Source organism: Pseudolysobacter antarcticus (genome assembly GCF_004168365.1).
GTDB lineage: Bacteria > Pseudomonadota > Gammaproteobacteria > Xanthomonadales > Rhodanobacteraceae > Pseudolysobacter > Pseudolysobacter antarcticus.
Genome location: NZ_CP035704.1, coordinates 4,458,864 through 4,475,369 on the forward strand (window position 1 = coordinate 4,458,864; position 16,506 = coordinate 4,475,369).

The 16,506-nt window shown below is 60.6% G+C and carries 10 protein-coding genes and 1 riboswitch; of the genes, 3 read left to right on the forward strand and 7 right to left on the reverse strand.

Annotation, left to right across the window (positions count from 1 at the left end; all coding sequences use genetic code 11):
- Positions 1-2 precede the first annotated feature (2 nt).
- The 3 genes from ELE36_RS19170 to ELE36_RS19180 form a co-directional block, all read right to left on the reverse strand.
- Positions 3-2,555, reverse strand: a complete 2,553-nt coding sequence (locus tag ELE36_RS19170) for a ribonucleoside-diphosphate reductase subunit alpha (protein WP_242512310.1) — start codon at positions 2,553-2,555, stop codon at positions 3-5.
- A 209-nt stretch (positions 2,556-2,764) separates the two neighbouring features.
- Positions 2,765-2,973: riboswitch (cobalamin riboswitch) on the reverse strand.
- A gap of 224 nt (positions 2,974-3,197) precedes the next feature.
- Positions 3,198-4,334: a cell division protein ZapE gene (gene zapE / locus ELE36_RS19175; protein ID WP_129836172.1), complete on the reverse strand. Its 1,137-nt coding sequence runs from the start codon at positions 4,332-4,334 to the stop codon at positions 3,198-3,200.
- Between the two features lie 10 nt (positions 4,335-4,344).
- On the reverse strand, positions 4,345-5,043 hold the full coding sequence (locus ELE36_RS19180) for an alpha/beta hydrolase (protein ID WP_129836174.1): 699 nt from the start codon (positions 5,041-5,043) through the stop codon (positions 4,345-4,347).
- 57 nt (positions 5,044-5,100) lie between these two features.
- Between ELE36_RS19180 and ELE36_RS19185 the strand changes: the two genes are divergently transcribed.
- Positions 5,101-5,715: an acyl carrier protein phosphodiesterase gene (locus ELE36_RS19185; RefSeq protein WP_129836176.1), complete on the forward strand. Its 615-nt coding sequence runs from the start codon at positions 5,101-5,103 to the stop codon at positions 5,713-5,715.
- Between the two features lie 63 nt (positions 5,716-5,778).
- Here ELE36_RS19185 and ELE36_RS19190 read toward each other — a convergent pair whose 3' ends face one another.
- The 4 genes from ELE36_RS19190 to ELE36_RS19205 all read right to left on the reverse strand — a co-directional run bounded on the left by ELE36_RS19190 (position 5,779) and on the right by ELE36_RS19205 (position 12,520).
- Positions 5,779-6,309, reverse strand: coding sequence for a c-type cytochrome (locus tag ELE36_RS19190; RefSeq protein ID WP_129836178.1), 531 nt, complete (start codon positions 6,307-6,309; stop codon positions 5,779-5,781).
- 270 nt (positions 6,310-6,579) lie between these two features.
- Entirely contained in the window at positions 6,580-7,689 is a 1,110-nt protein-coding gene (gene gmd / locus ELE36_RS19195; RefSeq protein ID WP_129836180.1) for a GDP-mannose 4,6-dehydratase, read from the reverse strand.
- Positions 7,690-7,778: 89 nt separating this feature from the next.
- A complete protein-coding gene (locus ELE36_RS19200) occupies positions 7,779-11,570 on the reverse strand; it encodes a glycosyltransferase (RefSeq protein ID WP_165371700.1) in 3,792 nt (1,263 codons plus the stop codon).
- Positions 11,570-12,520 carry a UDP-glucuronic acid decarboxylase family protein gene (locus ELE36_RS19205; protein WP_129836184.1) on the reverse strand — a complete coding sequence of 317 codons (951 nt, stop codon included), beginning with the start codon at positions 12,518-12,520 and terminating at the stop codon, positions 11,570-11,572. Before ELE36_RS19205 ends, ELE36_RS19200 begins: the two co-directional genes overlap by 1 nt.
- Before the next feature lie 188 nt (positions 12,521-12,708).
- Here ELE36_RS19205 and ELE36_RS19210 point away from each other — a divergent pair, with 188 nt between their 5' ends.
- Together ELE36_RS19210 and ELE36_RS19215 are read left to right on the forward strand one after the other, a co-directional pair.
- Positions 12,709-15,549: a hypothetical protein gene (locus ELE36_RS19210; RefSeq protein WP_129836186.1), complete on the forward strand. Its 2,841-nt coding sequence runs from the start codon at positions 12,709-12,711 to the stop codon at positions 15,547-15,549.
- Entirely contained in the window at positions 15,546-16,427 is an 882-nt protein-coding gene (locus ELE36_RS19215) for a UbiA family prenyltransferase (protein WP_129836188.1), read from the forward strand. The genes ELE36_RS19210 and ELE36_RS19215 overlap by 4 nt, the downstream gene beginning before the upstream one ends.
- Positions 16,428-16,506 lie beyond the last annotated feature (79 nt).

The following is a 16,506-nucleotide window of genomic DNA, read 5'->3' on the forward strand; positions in this document are numbered from 1 at the left end:
GATTATTGGCAGGCCTCGCACGACTCGGGATTTTCCAGCGAGCACACCACCGCGGCCATCGCCGCCTGCGCACTCGGCGCTTCGCTGACTGTGGTCTTGGCGATGCGCGTGGCCGGTCGCGAGCGCAGGTAATACGTGGTTTTCAGGCCGCGTTTCCACGCATACATGTACATCGAGGACAGCACGCCGATGTTCGGATTTTCCATGAACAAATTCAGCGACTGGCTCTGGTCGAGATACGCGCCGCGATCCGCCGCCATGTCGATCAGCGCCCGCATCGGCAACTCCCAGCTCGTGCGATAAATCAGCCGCAGCGGCTCGGGGATTTGCAGCAGCGACTGGATCGAACCTTCGGCGAGTTTGATACCGTTGCGCACGGTTTCGGTCCACAAACCGAGACGCTTCAATTCATCGACCAGATAGCGATTCACCTGCAGGAAATCGCCCGACAACGTCTCGCGCTTGAACAGGTTGGACACCTGCGGCTCGATGCATTCGTAGCAACCAGCGATCGAGGCAATCGTCGCGGTCGGTGCGATCGCCAATAACAGCGAATTACGCAAGCCCGATGTCTGGATGCGTTCGCGCAGCGCCTGCCAACGCCCCGTATTTGCGGGTACGATATGCCACGCATCGAACTGCAATTCGCCGCGCGCCGCACGCGTATCGGCGAACGACGGATGTGCACTGAGCGATTCGGCGAGTTCGCACGACGTGGTCAATGCGTGGAAATAAATTTCTTCCTGAATCTGTGCCGAAAGCTGGCGCGCCGCCTCGCTATCGAACGGTAGGCGCAGCAGGAAAAACACGTCCTGCAAACCCATCAGGCCGAGTCCGACCGGACGCCAGCGCAGGTTCGATACGCGCGCGCTATCGATCGGATAAAAGTTCAGATCGATCACCCGATCGAGCTGACGCACTGCCACGCGCACGGTCTGCGCGAGCTTGGCGAAATCGAATGCGCCGTCGTTGATGTGCTGCGCAATATTGATCGAGCCGAGATTGCACACCGCGGTTTCGCCGGTCGAACTGACTTCGAGAATTTCCGTGCACAGGTTCGACAGATGCACCACGTTGCCGGGCAGTGCAGTCTGATTGCAGGCGCGGTTCGATTTGTCCTTGAACGTCATCCAGCCGTTGCCGGTCTGGGCGAGACTGCGCATCATGCGCGAGTAAAGTTCGCGCGCCTTGATGCGCTTGCGCGCGAGGCCGGCGTTTTCGGCGGCGATGTACGCGCGCTCGAAATCGTCGCCCCACAAATCGACCAATTGCGGCACGTCGTGCGGATCGAACAGCGACCATTCTTCATCTCGCTCGACTCTCGCCATGAACAAATCCGGCACCCAGTTGGCGAGGTTCAAATTATGCGTGCGCTGCGCGTCGTCGCCAGTGTTGTCGCGCAGCTCAAGAAACTCCTCGACATCGGCGTGCCAGGTTTCCAGATAGACGCAGCACGCGCCCTTGCGCTTGCCGCCCTGATTGACTGCCGCGACTGATGCATCGAGCGTCTTCAGCCACGGCACGATGCCGTTGGAGTGGCCGTTGGTCGAGCGGATCAACGCGCCGCGGCTGCGAATGCGTGAGTACGCGAGACCGATGCCGCCGGAAAATTTCGACAACATCGCGACATCGCCATAACGCTTGTAAATCGCTTCCAGCGAATCTTCCGGCGAGTCGAGCAGGAAACACGATGACAACTGTTCGTGTGTGGTGCCGGCGTTGAATAAGGTCGGCGAGCTCGGCAGATAATCGAGCGCGGCGAACAGCCGATAAAGCTCCAGCGCATCAGTCACGGTTTCGGACAGCGCACACGCGATGCGCATGAAAAAATACTGCGGCGTTTCGATCACCGTGCGCTGTGCCGGATGCTTCAGCAGGTAACGGTCGTACACCGTGCGCAGGCCGAAATATTCGAAGCGGCGTGTTTCGCGCACGTCGATCGCATCGTTGAGTTTGCGTGCGTGGGTCTGCACGAAACCGAGCAGGCGTTCGCCGATCAAACCCAGGCGATGGCCGCTGCTGACCGATTGCGAGAACGAGTGAATTTCCTGCCCGGCAACTTCCTTGTCGATGTAACCACCGAGCAGGCGTGCGGCGAGCTTGGCGTATTCGGGTTCTTCCATCGTCAATTCGGCGGCGGTGCGGATCGATAGTTGATCGAGCTCGCGCGTGCTGGCGTGATCGTACAAACCCGAGATCGTCTTCAGCGCCACGCGCATCGGATCGACATCGTTCAGGCCTTCGCAGCACCGCGTCACCGCGCGCACGATCTTGTTCAGATCGACCGGTTCCTCGCGACCGTTGCGTTTGGTCACGCGCATCGTGGTGGGCGAGTGCGGCGGCGTCAGCGCGAAGCCATCATTATTCGATGCGGCGCTGCCGTGATTCGCAGTCACGGAAATATTGCCAGGCGCCGACACATGCGGCGTGGCGTTTTCGCTGAGTAAGGTTTGTACCTGCGCGTTGCTCGCGCTAGCCGCCGCTGCGGGCATGGCGGATTCGGTGGTAGTGGCCGTGGGTGTGATCGCTGCGGAAAAAATTTCGGTCGTCGACATGTGCTCATCCTCTGGTTTGGATGCACGTGGCGCCGCTCCCGCGCGCGGACGCCATGAAGGGCAACGCAGCGTACACGCCACGTCGTAGCCCACGCCCCCTCGGGCGTTGTTCACTGCTGCGGAGAAAACGGCTAAGCGCCACTCTTCAGGGAGCGTGGCAGTCAGCGGCCACTTCCCCGCGGAAGTTTCGGGCCGAAACCGCGCCGGGTGCGTGGGCGCGGGCGTCGGCAGGTCTTCGGGCTTGCGGACTCGAACCGGCGTGCGCCGATCCACCTACTGCTCATCGCTTCCCAGCCGCGGAGGACCAGTGCCAATGACGAGTTTCGTTTCCGTTTACCGCTGCGGGGCAGCTCCGGTATCGCACCGGATTCCCATTTCAGTTCGAGCAAGCCCGAACACCGACGAACGCAAGATAGACCCATCGCAAGCTTCGGTCAACGCAAGATATTGTGTTCGGTATGGAAGTCTTTGTCCGGGCGCGAATTTATTTTTTCGTTCATGAGGATGGTGTTCGGTCAGTTCTGAAAGTCCGCATCGAGCAAGGTCGAGGCGCCATTCTTGCGGCTGGAGTGGATTATTGCGGAGTCCGCTGGCGAGGCACCCGCGACAAGATTGTGATCACAACAATCACGACTTTGACATTTATGCGCGGTGTTCGCGTGCGAGGTAGTCCTGCGACTGCATTTCGATCAGGCGGCTTTCGGTTCTCGCAAATTCGGCGCGCAGGCGCTGGCCTTCGTAGAGGTCGATCACGGCCACGCTGGCGGACAAAATCAGCTTGACGTTGCGGTCGTAAAATTCGTCGACGAGATCGACAAAACGACGCGCCTGGTTTTCAGTCATCGGTGTGAATTGCGGCACGCCGGAAATCAGCACGCTGTGGTAACTGCGCGCGATCTCGATATAGTCGGCGACGGAACGCGGGCCGTCACACAGCGCATCGAATTCGAACCAGATCACGCCGTCGGCAAGTTGCCGGATCGGAATGCTGCGATCGTGAATCGTGATCTCGTGATCGGCCTTGCGCGCGCCGCTGGCGAGCCGCGCGAAACACAACGCCATCGCGCGTTCGACATCCGCACTCAGCGGCGTGTAATACACGCGCGCCTGATTCAGCACGCGCAGCCGATAATCGTTCGGCGAGAGGGTCTGCACGACTTCGCAATTCTGCTCGATCAACTTTATCGCTGGTAGAAAACGCTCGCGCTGCAATCCTTCCTTGTACAGCTGTGCCGGCAAAATATTCGAAGTCGTGACCACGGTCACGCCCTCAGCAAACAGATATCGCAGCAGGCCGCCGAGGATCATCGCATCGGCAATATCGCTGACGAAAAATTCGTCGAGACACAACAGCCGCGCCTGCTCTGCAAAATGCGCGGCGACATCCTTGAGCGGATCCTGACGGCCTTCGAGCTGGCGCAATTCATCGTGCACGCGCGCCATGAAACGATGGAAATGCAGGCGCAGTTTTTGCTCGCCCGGCACGCTGTCGTAGAACAGATCCATGAGGAAAGTTTTGCCGCGCCCGACGCTGCCCCACAGATACAATCCGCGCACCGATGCGCTGCGGCCAAAACGTGCGCCGAGTTTCTGCAGCCAACCGGTTTGGCTGCGTGCGATTAGCTCCTGTTGAAGGCGATCGAAATGCGCGAGGATTTCGCGCTGCGCCGGATCGTCATCCCAGCGTTTTTCTTCCACGCCGCGTTGATAGACCGCGCTCGGTGCATCGCTTGAATCGGCGGATGCTGGCGAAGTTTTTACTGCCGGATGCAAACTCATGTCTGGATGGCTAAACGGCTGTGCCGGCAGCACGCAGCGGCGGCAGTGGTGCGTGCGCGCCTTGCTGGATCGCGGCGCGCAGATCGAGCAGGCGGTGATGGAAAAAATGTCCGGTCTCGGCCATGCGCACCAAAGTCGGCGGCGATGGCAGCGATGCCAGCCACGTGAACACCGCGTTCGGATCGACCACTTCGTCCTGCTCGCCCTGGATCACCAGCCACGGACAATCCGGCAGCGTGATCGCCGCGAAATCCCAGCGCCCGGCCGGTGGCGCCACGGTGATCAACTGGGCGACATCAAGTGCCGCCGCCGTGCGCAGCGCAACAAAACTGCCGAACGAAAACCCCGCAAGCCACAGCGTATCGCCCGCATGCACCTGACGAATCCACGCAGCGATCGCACGCACGTCATCGCTTTCGCCGATGCCATCGTCGAACTCACCGGTGGATGCACCGACGCCGCGAAAATTGAATCGCACCGTTGCCAGCCCGAGTTCGCGCAGAGCTTTTTCCAGCGTCGTCACCACCTTGTTCTGCATCGTGCCGCCTTGCAGCGGATGCGGATGGCAGATCAGCGCCGTGCCCGCGCGCGCGACATCCGGCGGCGGCATGGCGGTAGCGATTTCGATCAGACCGGCAGGGCCGGGCAGCAGCAAGGTGCTGGCGGTGGCGGGAAAATCCATAGTGGACGGGTTCGATTCGATATTCATCAGACCGCGCATAATAACCGGGCCGACACTTTCCGCGCACCGCTCCCGACTGCGAACATGAATTATCTCGCACACACGTTACTGGCCGGCTCCGATCCGCAGCTACAACTTGGTGGCGTGCTCGGCGATTTCTGGCGCGGCGCGCCGGATCCGGCGTGGCCGCCTGGCCTGCGTGCAGGTGTGATTCTGCATCGGCATATCGATACGTTTACCGATGCGCATGCGCTGCTGGTTGAAGCACGCGCGTTGTTCGTGCCGCCGCAGCGACGTTATGCCGGCATCCTGCTGGATGTGTATTTCGATCATCTGCTGGCGCGCGATTTTTCGCGTTACAGCGATCAGCCGCTGGCGCCATTTTCGACACGCATGATGTCGCTGTTACGCGAGTCACAGCAGCAAATGCCATTGCCGATGCAGCGCTTCATACGTTACATCGGCGCGCATGACGGCCTTGCCGCGTATGCCGATCCGCAGGTGATCGTCGATGTGCTGTGCGGCATCGGGCATCGCTTGAAACATGCCAATCCGCTGGCTGAAAGTGCCGCGCCGCTGTTTGCTCTCGCGGCGCCACTGAGCGAATTGTTCGCCGCGTTTTTTCCGATCCTGATGCAGTTCGCCGCGGGCGAACGAGTGCGTCTGCTGCAACTCGAAGCAGCGATTCCGAAGTCCTGAAACGACTGCGCCGCCCGAAGGCGGCGCAGTTGCGGATCGTGCTTCAGATCGCGGCTGAGCGTGTTATTTGACCTGGGTCAACATCCACTCAACCGTGGCTTTCACCTGCGCATCGTTCAACGACGGATTGCCGCCGCGCGCCGGCATCGCGCCGGCCTTGCCGTTGTAGCCGTTGATCGCATGCGATACCAAGGTATCCAGACCCTGCGCCACACGTGGCGCCCAGTTGGCCTTGTCGGTCAGCATCGGTGCGCCGGCGACGCCGGTTTCGTGACAGCTGTGGCACAGGTTGCCGAAGATGGTCTTGCCATCGGTGGTGCCGCCGTAGGCCACTTGTGCGGCAGCGGCTTTCTGCGCGGCTTGCTCGGCGGCGAGTTTCGCGGCACGGCCGGTATCGCCAGCATATGCATCGCCGATCGGCGTGATACGCGATTCCACCTGTTGCGCGTGCAGCGGATTCTGCGGCGGCGGATGCAAGGTGTAGAGGTACGCCGCCACTGCCATCAATGCGGCAGTGACCAGCACAAGAAAGCCGATGATCATCGAGAAATGCTTGAGGAATTGCAGGTCGGTCTTGTTAACGGGGTTGCTCACGGAGGCACCTTGACTGTCGCATCGGGGCCAGGATCGGCCATTCCACACAAAGACTGCTGATTATAGCGAGCCTGCACGCAGCTAGGAAGCGCAGCACCATGGTTTTGCTGGAACCCGGCACGATCGGACGTTATCGGCGCGTAGTGGAATCCGTCGCCAACTTGAGGAAAACTGCGTCCAGTGGCGACGGTTCTGAGCAGACATCACTCGACCTCGCCTCATCTTTGATATGCGCATCCATGCTACGAGGAATCGGTTTTTACTTACGAACTATTCGTTACGATTGAGCGAGCGGAATCCGGCATTGCTTATCAGTTCGTTGCGCTGGGCGATATTCAAATCGGCCTGCATCATTTCGCGCACCAGCGCATCGAAATCCGTGCGTGGAAACCATCCGAGTTTTCGGCGTGCCTTGCTTGAATCACCGAGCAGGGTTTCGACTTCGGCCGGACGCATGTAGCGTGAGTCGATGCTGACGATGCGTTGTCCCGGGCGCACCGCAGACTCAGCCGGTGCCGCGGCAACCACACCGTGTTCCTCTGCACCGCTGCCGACCCAATCGATGCTGATGCCGATTTCATTCGCCGCGCAACTGACGAAATCGCGCACCGAATGCTGCACGCCAGTGGCGATGACGTAATCTTCGGGCTCATTCTGTTGCAGCATCAGCCATTGCGCCTCGACAAAATCGCGCGCATGCCCCCAGTCACGGCGAGCATCGAGGTTGCCCAGATACAGACAATCCTGCTGCCCCAGATGAATACGCGCCAGACCACGAGTGATTTTGCGCGTGACAAATGTTTCGCCGCGTAACGGTGATTCGTGATTGAACATGATGCCGTTGCATGCGTACAAGCCGTGCGCTTCGCGATAATTCACGGTGATCCAGTACGCATACAGCTTGGCCACGCCATACGGCGAGCGTGGATAGAACGGTGTGGTTTCAGTTTGAGGCGTTTGCTGCGCCTTGCCGTACAGCTCCGATGTCGAGGCCTGATAAAAACGCGTCTTGTCCTGCAGGCCAAGAATGCGGATTGCCTCAAGCAGTCGCAACGTGCCGATGGCATCGGTATTGGCGGTATATTCCGGCGTCTCGAACGAGACCTGCACATGACTCTGCGCGCCGAGATTATAGATTTCATCCGGTTGCACTTGCTGCACGATGCGGATGAGGTTGGTGGCGTCGGTGAGGTCGCCGTAATGCAGAAAAAAGCTGCGCGCCGAATCACGGGGATCTTGGTGCAGATGATCAATGTGATCGGTATTAAAAGACGATGCATGCCGTTTGATGCCATGCACTTCGTAGCCTTTGCCGAGTAAAAACTCCGCCAGATACGCGCCGTCTTGGCCGGTGATTCCAGAAATGAGTGCGCGTTTCACAGGATTCCTATTGATTGTTGGCGCTCGAATAAACACGCAGTTTAATGCTCGGTGGGCCAGTACATATCGATCCGCGCAGATCTCCGTTTTCAGATTGATCGCGAGTTGATTTCCACGAGCCGGGCAGTTATCGCGGCAAGACTCGACGCGGCTGAAAAGCGCTGGCGCACGCTTGCTTTTGCTTTTTCGCCGATCTGTCGCGCATATGCCGGGTCGTCGGCTAACCTTTTGAGATAGCCTGCCGCCTGATCAATGTCCGGCTCGGCCCAGTGCTGGCCCTGCCAGGCTGGATAGTCGCCTTCTTCCACGGGGACCAGAGAGTAACCGACGAGGCAACTGTTGTCCGCATCCATGAATGCGAGGTTGCCGGAATATGCGGTCGCGACGACGGGTTTGCCGAACAACATGCATTCCGCCATACCCAAACCCAAACCTTCGGAGCGGTGTAGCGAGATATAACAATCGCAGCAGGCTTGCAGCCCCCACATTTCGATACGATCGAGAAATCCATCACGCACCTCGATGCGATCGTCGCCTGCGGCAGCGTCAGTTAGCTCCCGCAACGCATCAGCGTGCCGCTCACCATTGATGGTCTTGATCAGCAGACGCACGTCGCGGCGACCATCGGCGAAGGCGCGGCGGAATGCGGCGATGGCACCTTCCGCGTTTTTTCGCGTCGTGTAGGAGTTGAAGTCGAAGCTGAAAAGGCAAACAAAGGCGCCCTCAGCCAATCCGAATTCGCCGCGCGAATAGCTCCTGGACAAATTCACCTCGAGCGCAACCGGGACAATGTGCACGGGCTTGGGCGTGCACGCGGCGATTGCGTCGCGCACGAACGGCGACGTCACCCATATCTCGTCGACCAGATCGATCGCGCCGTGCCACTCCTCGGGGAATTTTTCCAATTCCCAAAACCAGCAGCCGATGTTGTAGCGCCCGGCAAACACCGCATCGCCCATTTGCTCGCGCGCCACCGGCATCTGGTCGGCGTTGATGCAGAACAGATTCACTTCGTAGCGGCATTCCTCCGACAGGAAACGCTGCATGCTGCGATCGCTCTCGCGGCTTGGGACGCCAATGTCGAAGTTGCGCACGACGAACGGCACGCCACCATCGTGCAGCGCGTGCGCATACCTGCGCAGGATCTCGGCGACGCCAAATTCGCCGTGCGCGTAACCGACCAGATTGATGCCCGACTGGATTTGCGAGCTTAATGTCGGAGCGACTGTCGTGGTCGATCCCGCGATGCGCTCCAGCCAATGGCGAACCCAATGCCGCGCCCTTTCCGGGATCATCGCGTACAGACGCAGCGCAAGGCGAAAGCGGCAGCTCCAATTGATCAGGTCCAAGAGTACGGAGCCCGTGCCGCGCACCGGCACCGGCATCGGCTCAGGCTCAGGGAGCGATATCGATGGCTTGGGATCCGGCGCGTCATCCTCCTGATGTTCTGTCAACGCACGGTGCACCGGATCGAGATGGCGCTGCGGAATGCCCATCTCCGGACCGGCGGTGCTGACAAACCAGCGCATGAATCCGTCGCGACCTTCTGCCTCATTCAGATCGAACGCGTGCTGCACGTCCACGCGCATTTTCCAGGTGGCATACATCACGCGCGTTATCGGTGCGTCGGCGCACTCGGGCAGCTCATCGCACAGCAGATCGTACAAGCTGCGGTCCATCAAGAAGGGGTGGCGTTGCGGCTGCGCCGCCCCTTTGTCGAAATAGCGCCGGTATACAGCGCGTACGGGTTCACAGATCGGTTCGCCGTCGGCAAAACTGCCGAAAGCGTACGGTTTGGCGCGGTGTTCGGCATGGCCATTTGCGGTCAGGCGACTGAGGTAGTCCGCGTACAACGGCTCCAGTTCGCCGAGGGTCGCTTGCGTATGGCGATTCTGATGCTTGGAGAATTGCGCCGGATGATCGAGATCGACGCCACTGAAATGGACGAATGCCAGCGGCTGCTCGTCCGCGTACCAAGCAAGCTCTCGCCGCGACACCGGGCGTTGCGACAAATTCCAGTAGGCGAGGTTGTAACCTTGGTCGCGCAGAATGTGGACGTCCGCAAACAAGCCGGGTACCAAGTCAATCCACTTCTGATCGGTGAACAGGCCGGCAGTTATGTCACTGAACGCGCCGAATTCGAGTCGATTCGCCCACCAAGTGATCAGACGATCCGCCTCGGCGTGAGCGCCGATCGCGACGAATCCGCAGTTGTAGGTGCCGCTCGCCAGGATTTCGCGCTCGCCAGGATGGCGATCGTCATCGATCGGTTCGAGCAGATGCGGCGTCAGCACGACCAGCGTGCCTTGCGCCAACGCGGCTTCGACTTCGGTGAGCGGCGCGATGACGAGAATGTCCGGATCAAGGTAGATGATGCCGGCGCCGGGATGCAATCGACGCAGGTGAGCGAATGCGTACGGCTTGATCGCGGTATTGAATTCCATGATGGTGTAGCGAAACGCAAACGCCTCAAAATCGGGAAGGGCGAGCGCTTCGGTCAAGATCGTGGTGAACGGCGCGCCGACCAGAGTAGGGTCGGCTGCATCGCGGTCTGCAAGAATCAGGTATCTCAGCGCATTGGGATACTGAACCGCGATCGACTGCATCAATGTCAACGCGTACGCCAGATAATTGCGCGAAGCGATCGTGAAAAATACCGGGATCTCGTTGCGCGCAGGCGACTCCGATTCCTCCGGCGGTGCTACCTCGTTCCGCGCTTGCTCAAGCGACCGCGCGTACTCGACCGCTTCATCTCGGCTCAGTTGCAGCGATCTGGCGTGTTCGACGGCGCGGTCGCGGTCCTGCTCCAGCGATTTTGCGCACTCGACGGCATTGCTGCGCTCCCGCTCCAGCATCCCGATGGTTTCCTCCAATCGTCGGGCGTGCTTGGTTGCGTCCGTGACGCGGACATCTCTTGCATCGAGTTCGGTTTCGAAGCGGCGATGCATGTCCGCGCGTTCGATGGCGTATTGCCGTGAGGCTGCATCTGCTTGGCGGCGTAAATCGCCGAATACGTGTTCTCTGGCGACGACGTATGCGCTGAGTAGCGCCTCGGCGGTTGCGATGGTATTCGCGGCGCCGTTGAATAGCGGGTAAACCACATCTGGATCGAGAACCGCACGCTGCATGCTCGCGTAGACCTCGCGGCTGATTTCGCCGCCGCCATTCACGGAACTTTCTATTTCGTGAACTCGGCCATCGCCTTCCAGAAAGTCGTCGATCTGTTTTTGTGCGCGTTGCCACTGCGGCCACTCGATTCCAAGCTGCCGACCGATACGCGCAAACTGCACACGCCAATCGGCAAGTACATCGTCGAATGCCACAAAAGAGCGTGCGTAGCCGCGGCTAAATTTTTCTGCGGCCAGAACATAGCGAAGCCACACCGCGACACCTTGCGCATGCGGCAATGCGTTGCCGCTGTCGAGTCGCCTTTCGCGCAGTTCCAGTGATGCCGCAACAGCATCGGGATGCCTGAACGGAAGCACGAATCGCGGCACGATCGACGACTTGCGCATAGCCTCCAACCACAGCGGAAGAACCAGCGTCATGCGCGGATCCTTCAGCACGAAGAAGGTCGACGTCGGGTAGTCGACTTCGAGCAGCTCCTGCATGCGACCGATCCATGCCTGAGCCGCTGCGCTGCCGAACCAGTCGGGTGCGATGTTCACGGGCGAATAAATGTCGGATTCAAGTTCGGCCAGCAAGCGGTTGTGCAAGCTCTGCAGCGTGCTGGATTCCCAATGACCGCGCTCGTTGCCGATGCCGGCAGGAATCAGATCGCCAGCGAGCTCGGCACCGAGGAGATTGATGATGCGCGTCGCCACCGACGTACCGCTGCGATGCATGCCAGCAACAATGATTGCTGTTCTTTCCTTCGCCATCATGCGTTCAACTGCGCCCGAAAATAGGCAATCGTTTTCGTGAGCCCCTCGTCGAGTGACACTTTGGGTTGCCAACCCAGCACTTGTATGGCCAGACTGATGTCGGGTTGGCGCAGCTTCGGATCATCCGGCGGCAGTGGACAATGGACGATCCGGGATTTGCTGCCGCAGAGCCGCAATACGAGTTCGGCGAGTTCGAGCATGCTCAATTCAGCGGGATTGCCGATGTTGACCGGGCCGGTGAATTCGGGCGGCGTCTCCATCGTGGCCAGCATCGCCTCGATCAAATCGTCGACGTAACAAAACGAGCGCGTCTGGCTGCCGTCGCCGTAGAGCGTGACATCCTCGCCGCGTAACGCCTGGACGATGAAATTACTGACGACGCGGCCGTCGTCGATATACATGCGCGGACCGTACGTGTTGAAGATCCGCACGACCTTGATGTCGAGATCGTATTGCCGGCGGTAGTCGAAAAACAATGTTTCGGCGCAACGCTTGCCTTCGTTGTAACAGCTGCGCATTCCTATCGGGTTGACCCGACCCCAGTAGCTTTCGGGCTGCGGATGAATTTCAGGGTCACCGTAGACTTCGCTGGTCGACGCCTGCAGGATGCGAGCGCGCTGGCGCTCGGCGAGAGCGAGCATGTTCATCGCACCATGCACGCAGGTTCTTGTCGTCTGCACCGGATCGTGCTGGTAGTGAACTGGCGATGCGGGACAAGCAAGATTGAAGATGCGGTCGACCTCGATATCGAGCGGTAGCGTGACATCGTGATGCAGCAGCTCGAAGCGCGGATGCGCCAACAGCGGCGCGATGTTATTGCGCGTGCCGGTATGGAAATTGTCCACGCAAAGCACTGAGTCACCGCGCTGGATCAGCGCATCGCACAGGTGCGATCCAAGAAAGCCTGCACCGCCCGTCACCAGTGTTCTGTGCCCAGTCGGCCGCATCGAAAGATCGTTTCCGTATCGCGCTTAATCGACGAAGATAGCAAGGCCGCAGCACCCTGTCGATCTGCTAAGCTCGTGCGCCATGCGTCTCACCTCGTCGCCCCCAAGTTTCTACGCCACGTGCCGAACCGCGCGCCAAATAGCGCGCAGCCATCCCGGTTTTGCGGGGTACTGATGTTGGCAGCAATATGCACCTCGTTGACGGCGCCGCGCCGTCCGCACTTGTCGGCCAGATGACCGACGGGATCGAGGTCAATCGCGATAGCGCAGGGCGGGTGTCGGGCGCCACGACCACCGCGCCCCATTCGCGTCAATCACGCCTGCGCTCGCTGGCGGCGCCGTTCCTTCTCGCGTTGGCCTGCCTGTTGGTCTACAACGCGAACCTGCGCCAGATCGGCGCCGGGGACACGTTAGCCGCCCGATATCTGCCGCTGATTCTTTGGCACGACGGTTCGCTCGAACTCAGCGCCCACACAGACCTGCTTGCGCAGGGGCACCCGACGGACTTCAAACGGTATCGGCCAGCGAACGCTGATGGCAAAGCTGTCTACTTCGAACCGCCGACGTATTGGCTGGTTCGCACGCGAGAGCACCAGCTAGCTTCCTTCTACCCCTTGGTGACGCCGTTGCTCGTGGCGCCGCTCTATGTTCCCGCGGTCTTGTGGCTCAACGCCCATGGCTGGGAACAGTCGCAAGTCGACCGCATTGCGGAGTGGATGGAGAAACTCGCGGCCTCGATTCTTGCCGCGGCGGCAAGCGTCCTCGTGTATCTCACGCTGCGTCGCGAGGGCAATCGGTGGAGTCTGCCGCTTGCTCTCGTGTTCGCCTTCGGCACCAATACCTGGATGATTTCGAGCCAGGCGCTTTGGCAGCATGGAACGGGCGAGTTGCTGGTTGCCGCCGCCATTCTACTCGTCCTCGGCCCCGCGACCTTCATGCGTTTGACGCTGCTTGGTGCCTTGTGCGTTCTCATGACGGCAAATCGTCCGCCGGACGCGCTGATTGCCATGGCCCTCGGACTTTTCATCGTTTGCCGACGCTGGCGCGACGCGGCGTGGCTGATCGCTGGCGGTGTCGTGCCTCTCGCGGCCATGCTGGTTTACAACCTGAACTTTATGGGCCATCTCGCCGGGGGATACGGCCTGGTGAAGCCGCCTGATAATTTCTTCCAGAACGATTGGTCAGGGTTGGCCGGATTGTTGGTCAGCCCGGCGCGCGGGCTGCTCGTTTTTTCGCCATTCTTGGTCTTCGCTCCAATAGGGCTTAGCCAACGATTGCGCTCATCCGAATCGAGAGTGCTGGTCGTGGCGCTCGGTCTGGCGGTCATCGCCCAGCTTGTGCTCTATGCGCAGGGAGACTGGCGCGCCGGCACATCGTGGGGGCCACGTTGGCTGACCGATCTGTTGCCAATCCTGATGTGGATGCTCGCTCCGGCCCCGCTAATCATGCGGCCCATTGCGCGCGGCCTGCTCGTGTTGGCGATGGTGGCATCGGTCGGTGTGCAGACGGTAGGGGCCTTTTGGTACACGAAGACAAGCGACGAACTCATCTACGCCGGAGACCCCGCATCGATGCGCGGCGCATGGGATCCCGGCAATATTCCGTTCGTCACCGAGCTGCGTCATCCGCCTGCACGCGGCGAGCTCCTTTGCGACGCCATGGGCTCGATCGATCTCATCGGACAGAGTTTACGTCCCTCTGCCGACATGCGACCCGAGTTGGAATCCGGTGCAGTGCTCGAAGGCTGGGCACTGGCCTGCGGACGATCGCCCGCGCAGATTTTGCTGCTGGTAGATGGTCTCATCATTGGGTCGACGGCGGAATTTCTGCCGCGTCCAGACGTCGACAAAGCTATGCACACCAGCGCGCCCACAGGCTGGCGAATCTCCGCCAGCCTGTGGGGTGTTGCGTCAGGCGAGCGCGTCCTGCAGCTCGCCGTTCGTATCGAACCGCGTAGCGACTTCCGCATTGTCCGCGAGCAGCACGTGATCGTTCATCCACAAGCCCCGGCAAAAACCGTCGCGGAACCAGCGCAGCAGCCGTCAACATCAGAGCTGGATGCGATGGCCGCACGCGCCGCGTTGGTGCTGCGCGAACATCAGACGGCGTACGGCGCCTGGCTTACCTCGCACACCACCGCCCCGCGTTACGAAGCGTCGCAGCCGGAGATGAATACGTTCGTGACGTCGACGCTGGTGGACCTGCTCGCGCCAATTGCGCGCCGACAAAACGTCGACACTGCGTTGCAGCGAGCACGCACGCATCTCGCGGCGCAGATCGAAGACAATGGATTAGTGCGTTATCACGGGCTGCCGGACGGACCGACGATCGGCACGCTCGGATGCGCCATCACGCCTGATTCCGACGATACCGCCTTAGTGTGGCGGATCGCCGGGCGCGGCGTCGACGACCCGAGGCAACAACGCATGCTGGAAACCCTCGCCCGCTACAAGGATGCACGGGGCTTCTATCGCACCTGGCTCGCCGCGCGAAAAAACTACCAGTGCATCGATCCTGGCAGTGATCCGAACCCGACCGACATCGCTATCCAGATGCACGTCTATCTGATACTGCGCGTGCTTGATCCGCCATCGGCACGCGCGCTTTGTGGCGCTTTGCAACGTTCGTTTCACGACGAAGATATCTGGGTCTATTACGCGAAGTCTGCGCTTATTCCGTATCTGCGCGTAGCCGAGCTGCAACAACTCGGCTGTACGCTGGCGCTGCCAGTCGAGCGATTGGCGCTTCCCGCCGAGGGACAGGAGATTTGGAGCGAGGCGGCGCGCTGGCTCGTCGAGTCCACGGCATTACCCAACGACGCAGAGGCGCGGCAGGAGGCTCGCCGCGTGTTGGCGCAACTCGGCGTCGACGACTTCGCGCTGATTCGCCGCTCACCACCGCTGCTGTATCACAATGACTTGAGCGCGACCGTGCGTCGGTTTTACTGGTCGGAGGATGTCGGCTATGCGCTGTGGTTGCGACTCTACGAGGTCGTCGGCATCGACGCCGAACCGCATCGCCAACCATGACCGCAAACGCACGAAACTACGTGCGCATCGTGCGCCACTTTGTCTCCACTCGCGCATTGGAGGTGCTCGCCCTGCAGGCATCGCCGATGCTCGGCATTTTCCTCGGCGGCTACAGTATCGAACGCCGTGGCGTTGTCCCGCTCGGCTTGCTGCTGCTCGGCAGCTGCGCGCTCACGGCGCACATTTTCATCTTCAACGATTGGGCCGGCTACGCGGGCGATCTTCGCGATCCGCTGCGTGCGCCGCACGTTTTCAGTCGCCAAGGCATCAGCAGGCGCGAGGTCTTGAGCGCCGCCATTGTCCTGCTCGTCCTCGCGACCATCGCGTTCGCTGCCGTCGGCCTACCGGCGTTGCTGCTCGGCGCCGCGATCGCCGCACTCGGCTTGCTGTACTCGGCTTCGCCGGTTTTCGGCAAGAGCACGCCGATCGCGGCATCGGTCAATCATCTGGTCGGCGGCATGCTGCACTTCCTGCTCGGCTACACCTTGGCACAAGCGCTCGATCCGAACGGTCTGTGCATCGGCCTCTTTTTCGGCCTCGTATTTGCCGCGGGCCATCTCAATCAGGAAGTGCGTGACTACGATGGCGACCTGCTCAACGGGATACGCACGAACGCCGTGGTGTTCGGCCGCCGCCCCGCGTTCCTCGCCAGCCTGTTTGTGTTCACGGCAGCCTATGCGATGCTCATCGGTTTGGCAGCCCTCGGCATGCTGCCGCGGGTGCTGCTTTGGAGCGTCGTTGTTTGGCTGCTGCACCTGGCGTGCGCCGCGCAGGCGTTGCGGCGTGGTCTGAGTTTTGAAACCGCTGTCTGGATGCAACAGCGGTATCGATGGCTGTTCGCCCTCATCGGGCTCGCGATCGTGATCGGACAGGCGTGATACGCGCGCTCCCCCAAGCGCAAGGCGGCTCGAATGCTGATATGCGGGCTCGCCTCGCAAGTAGAATCGCCCAGTGCTT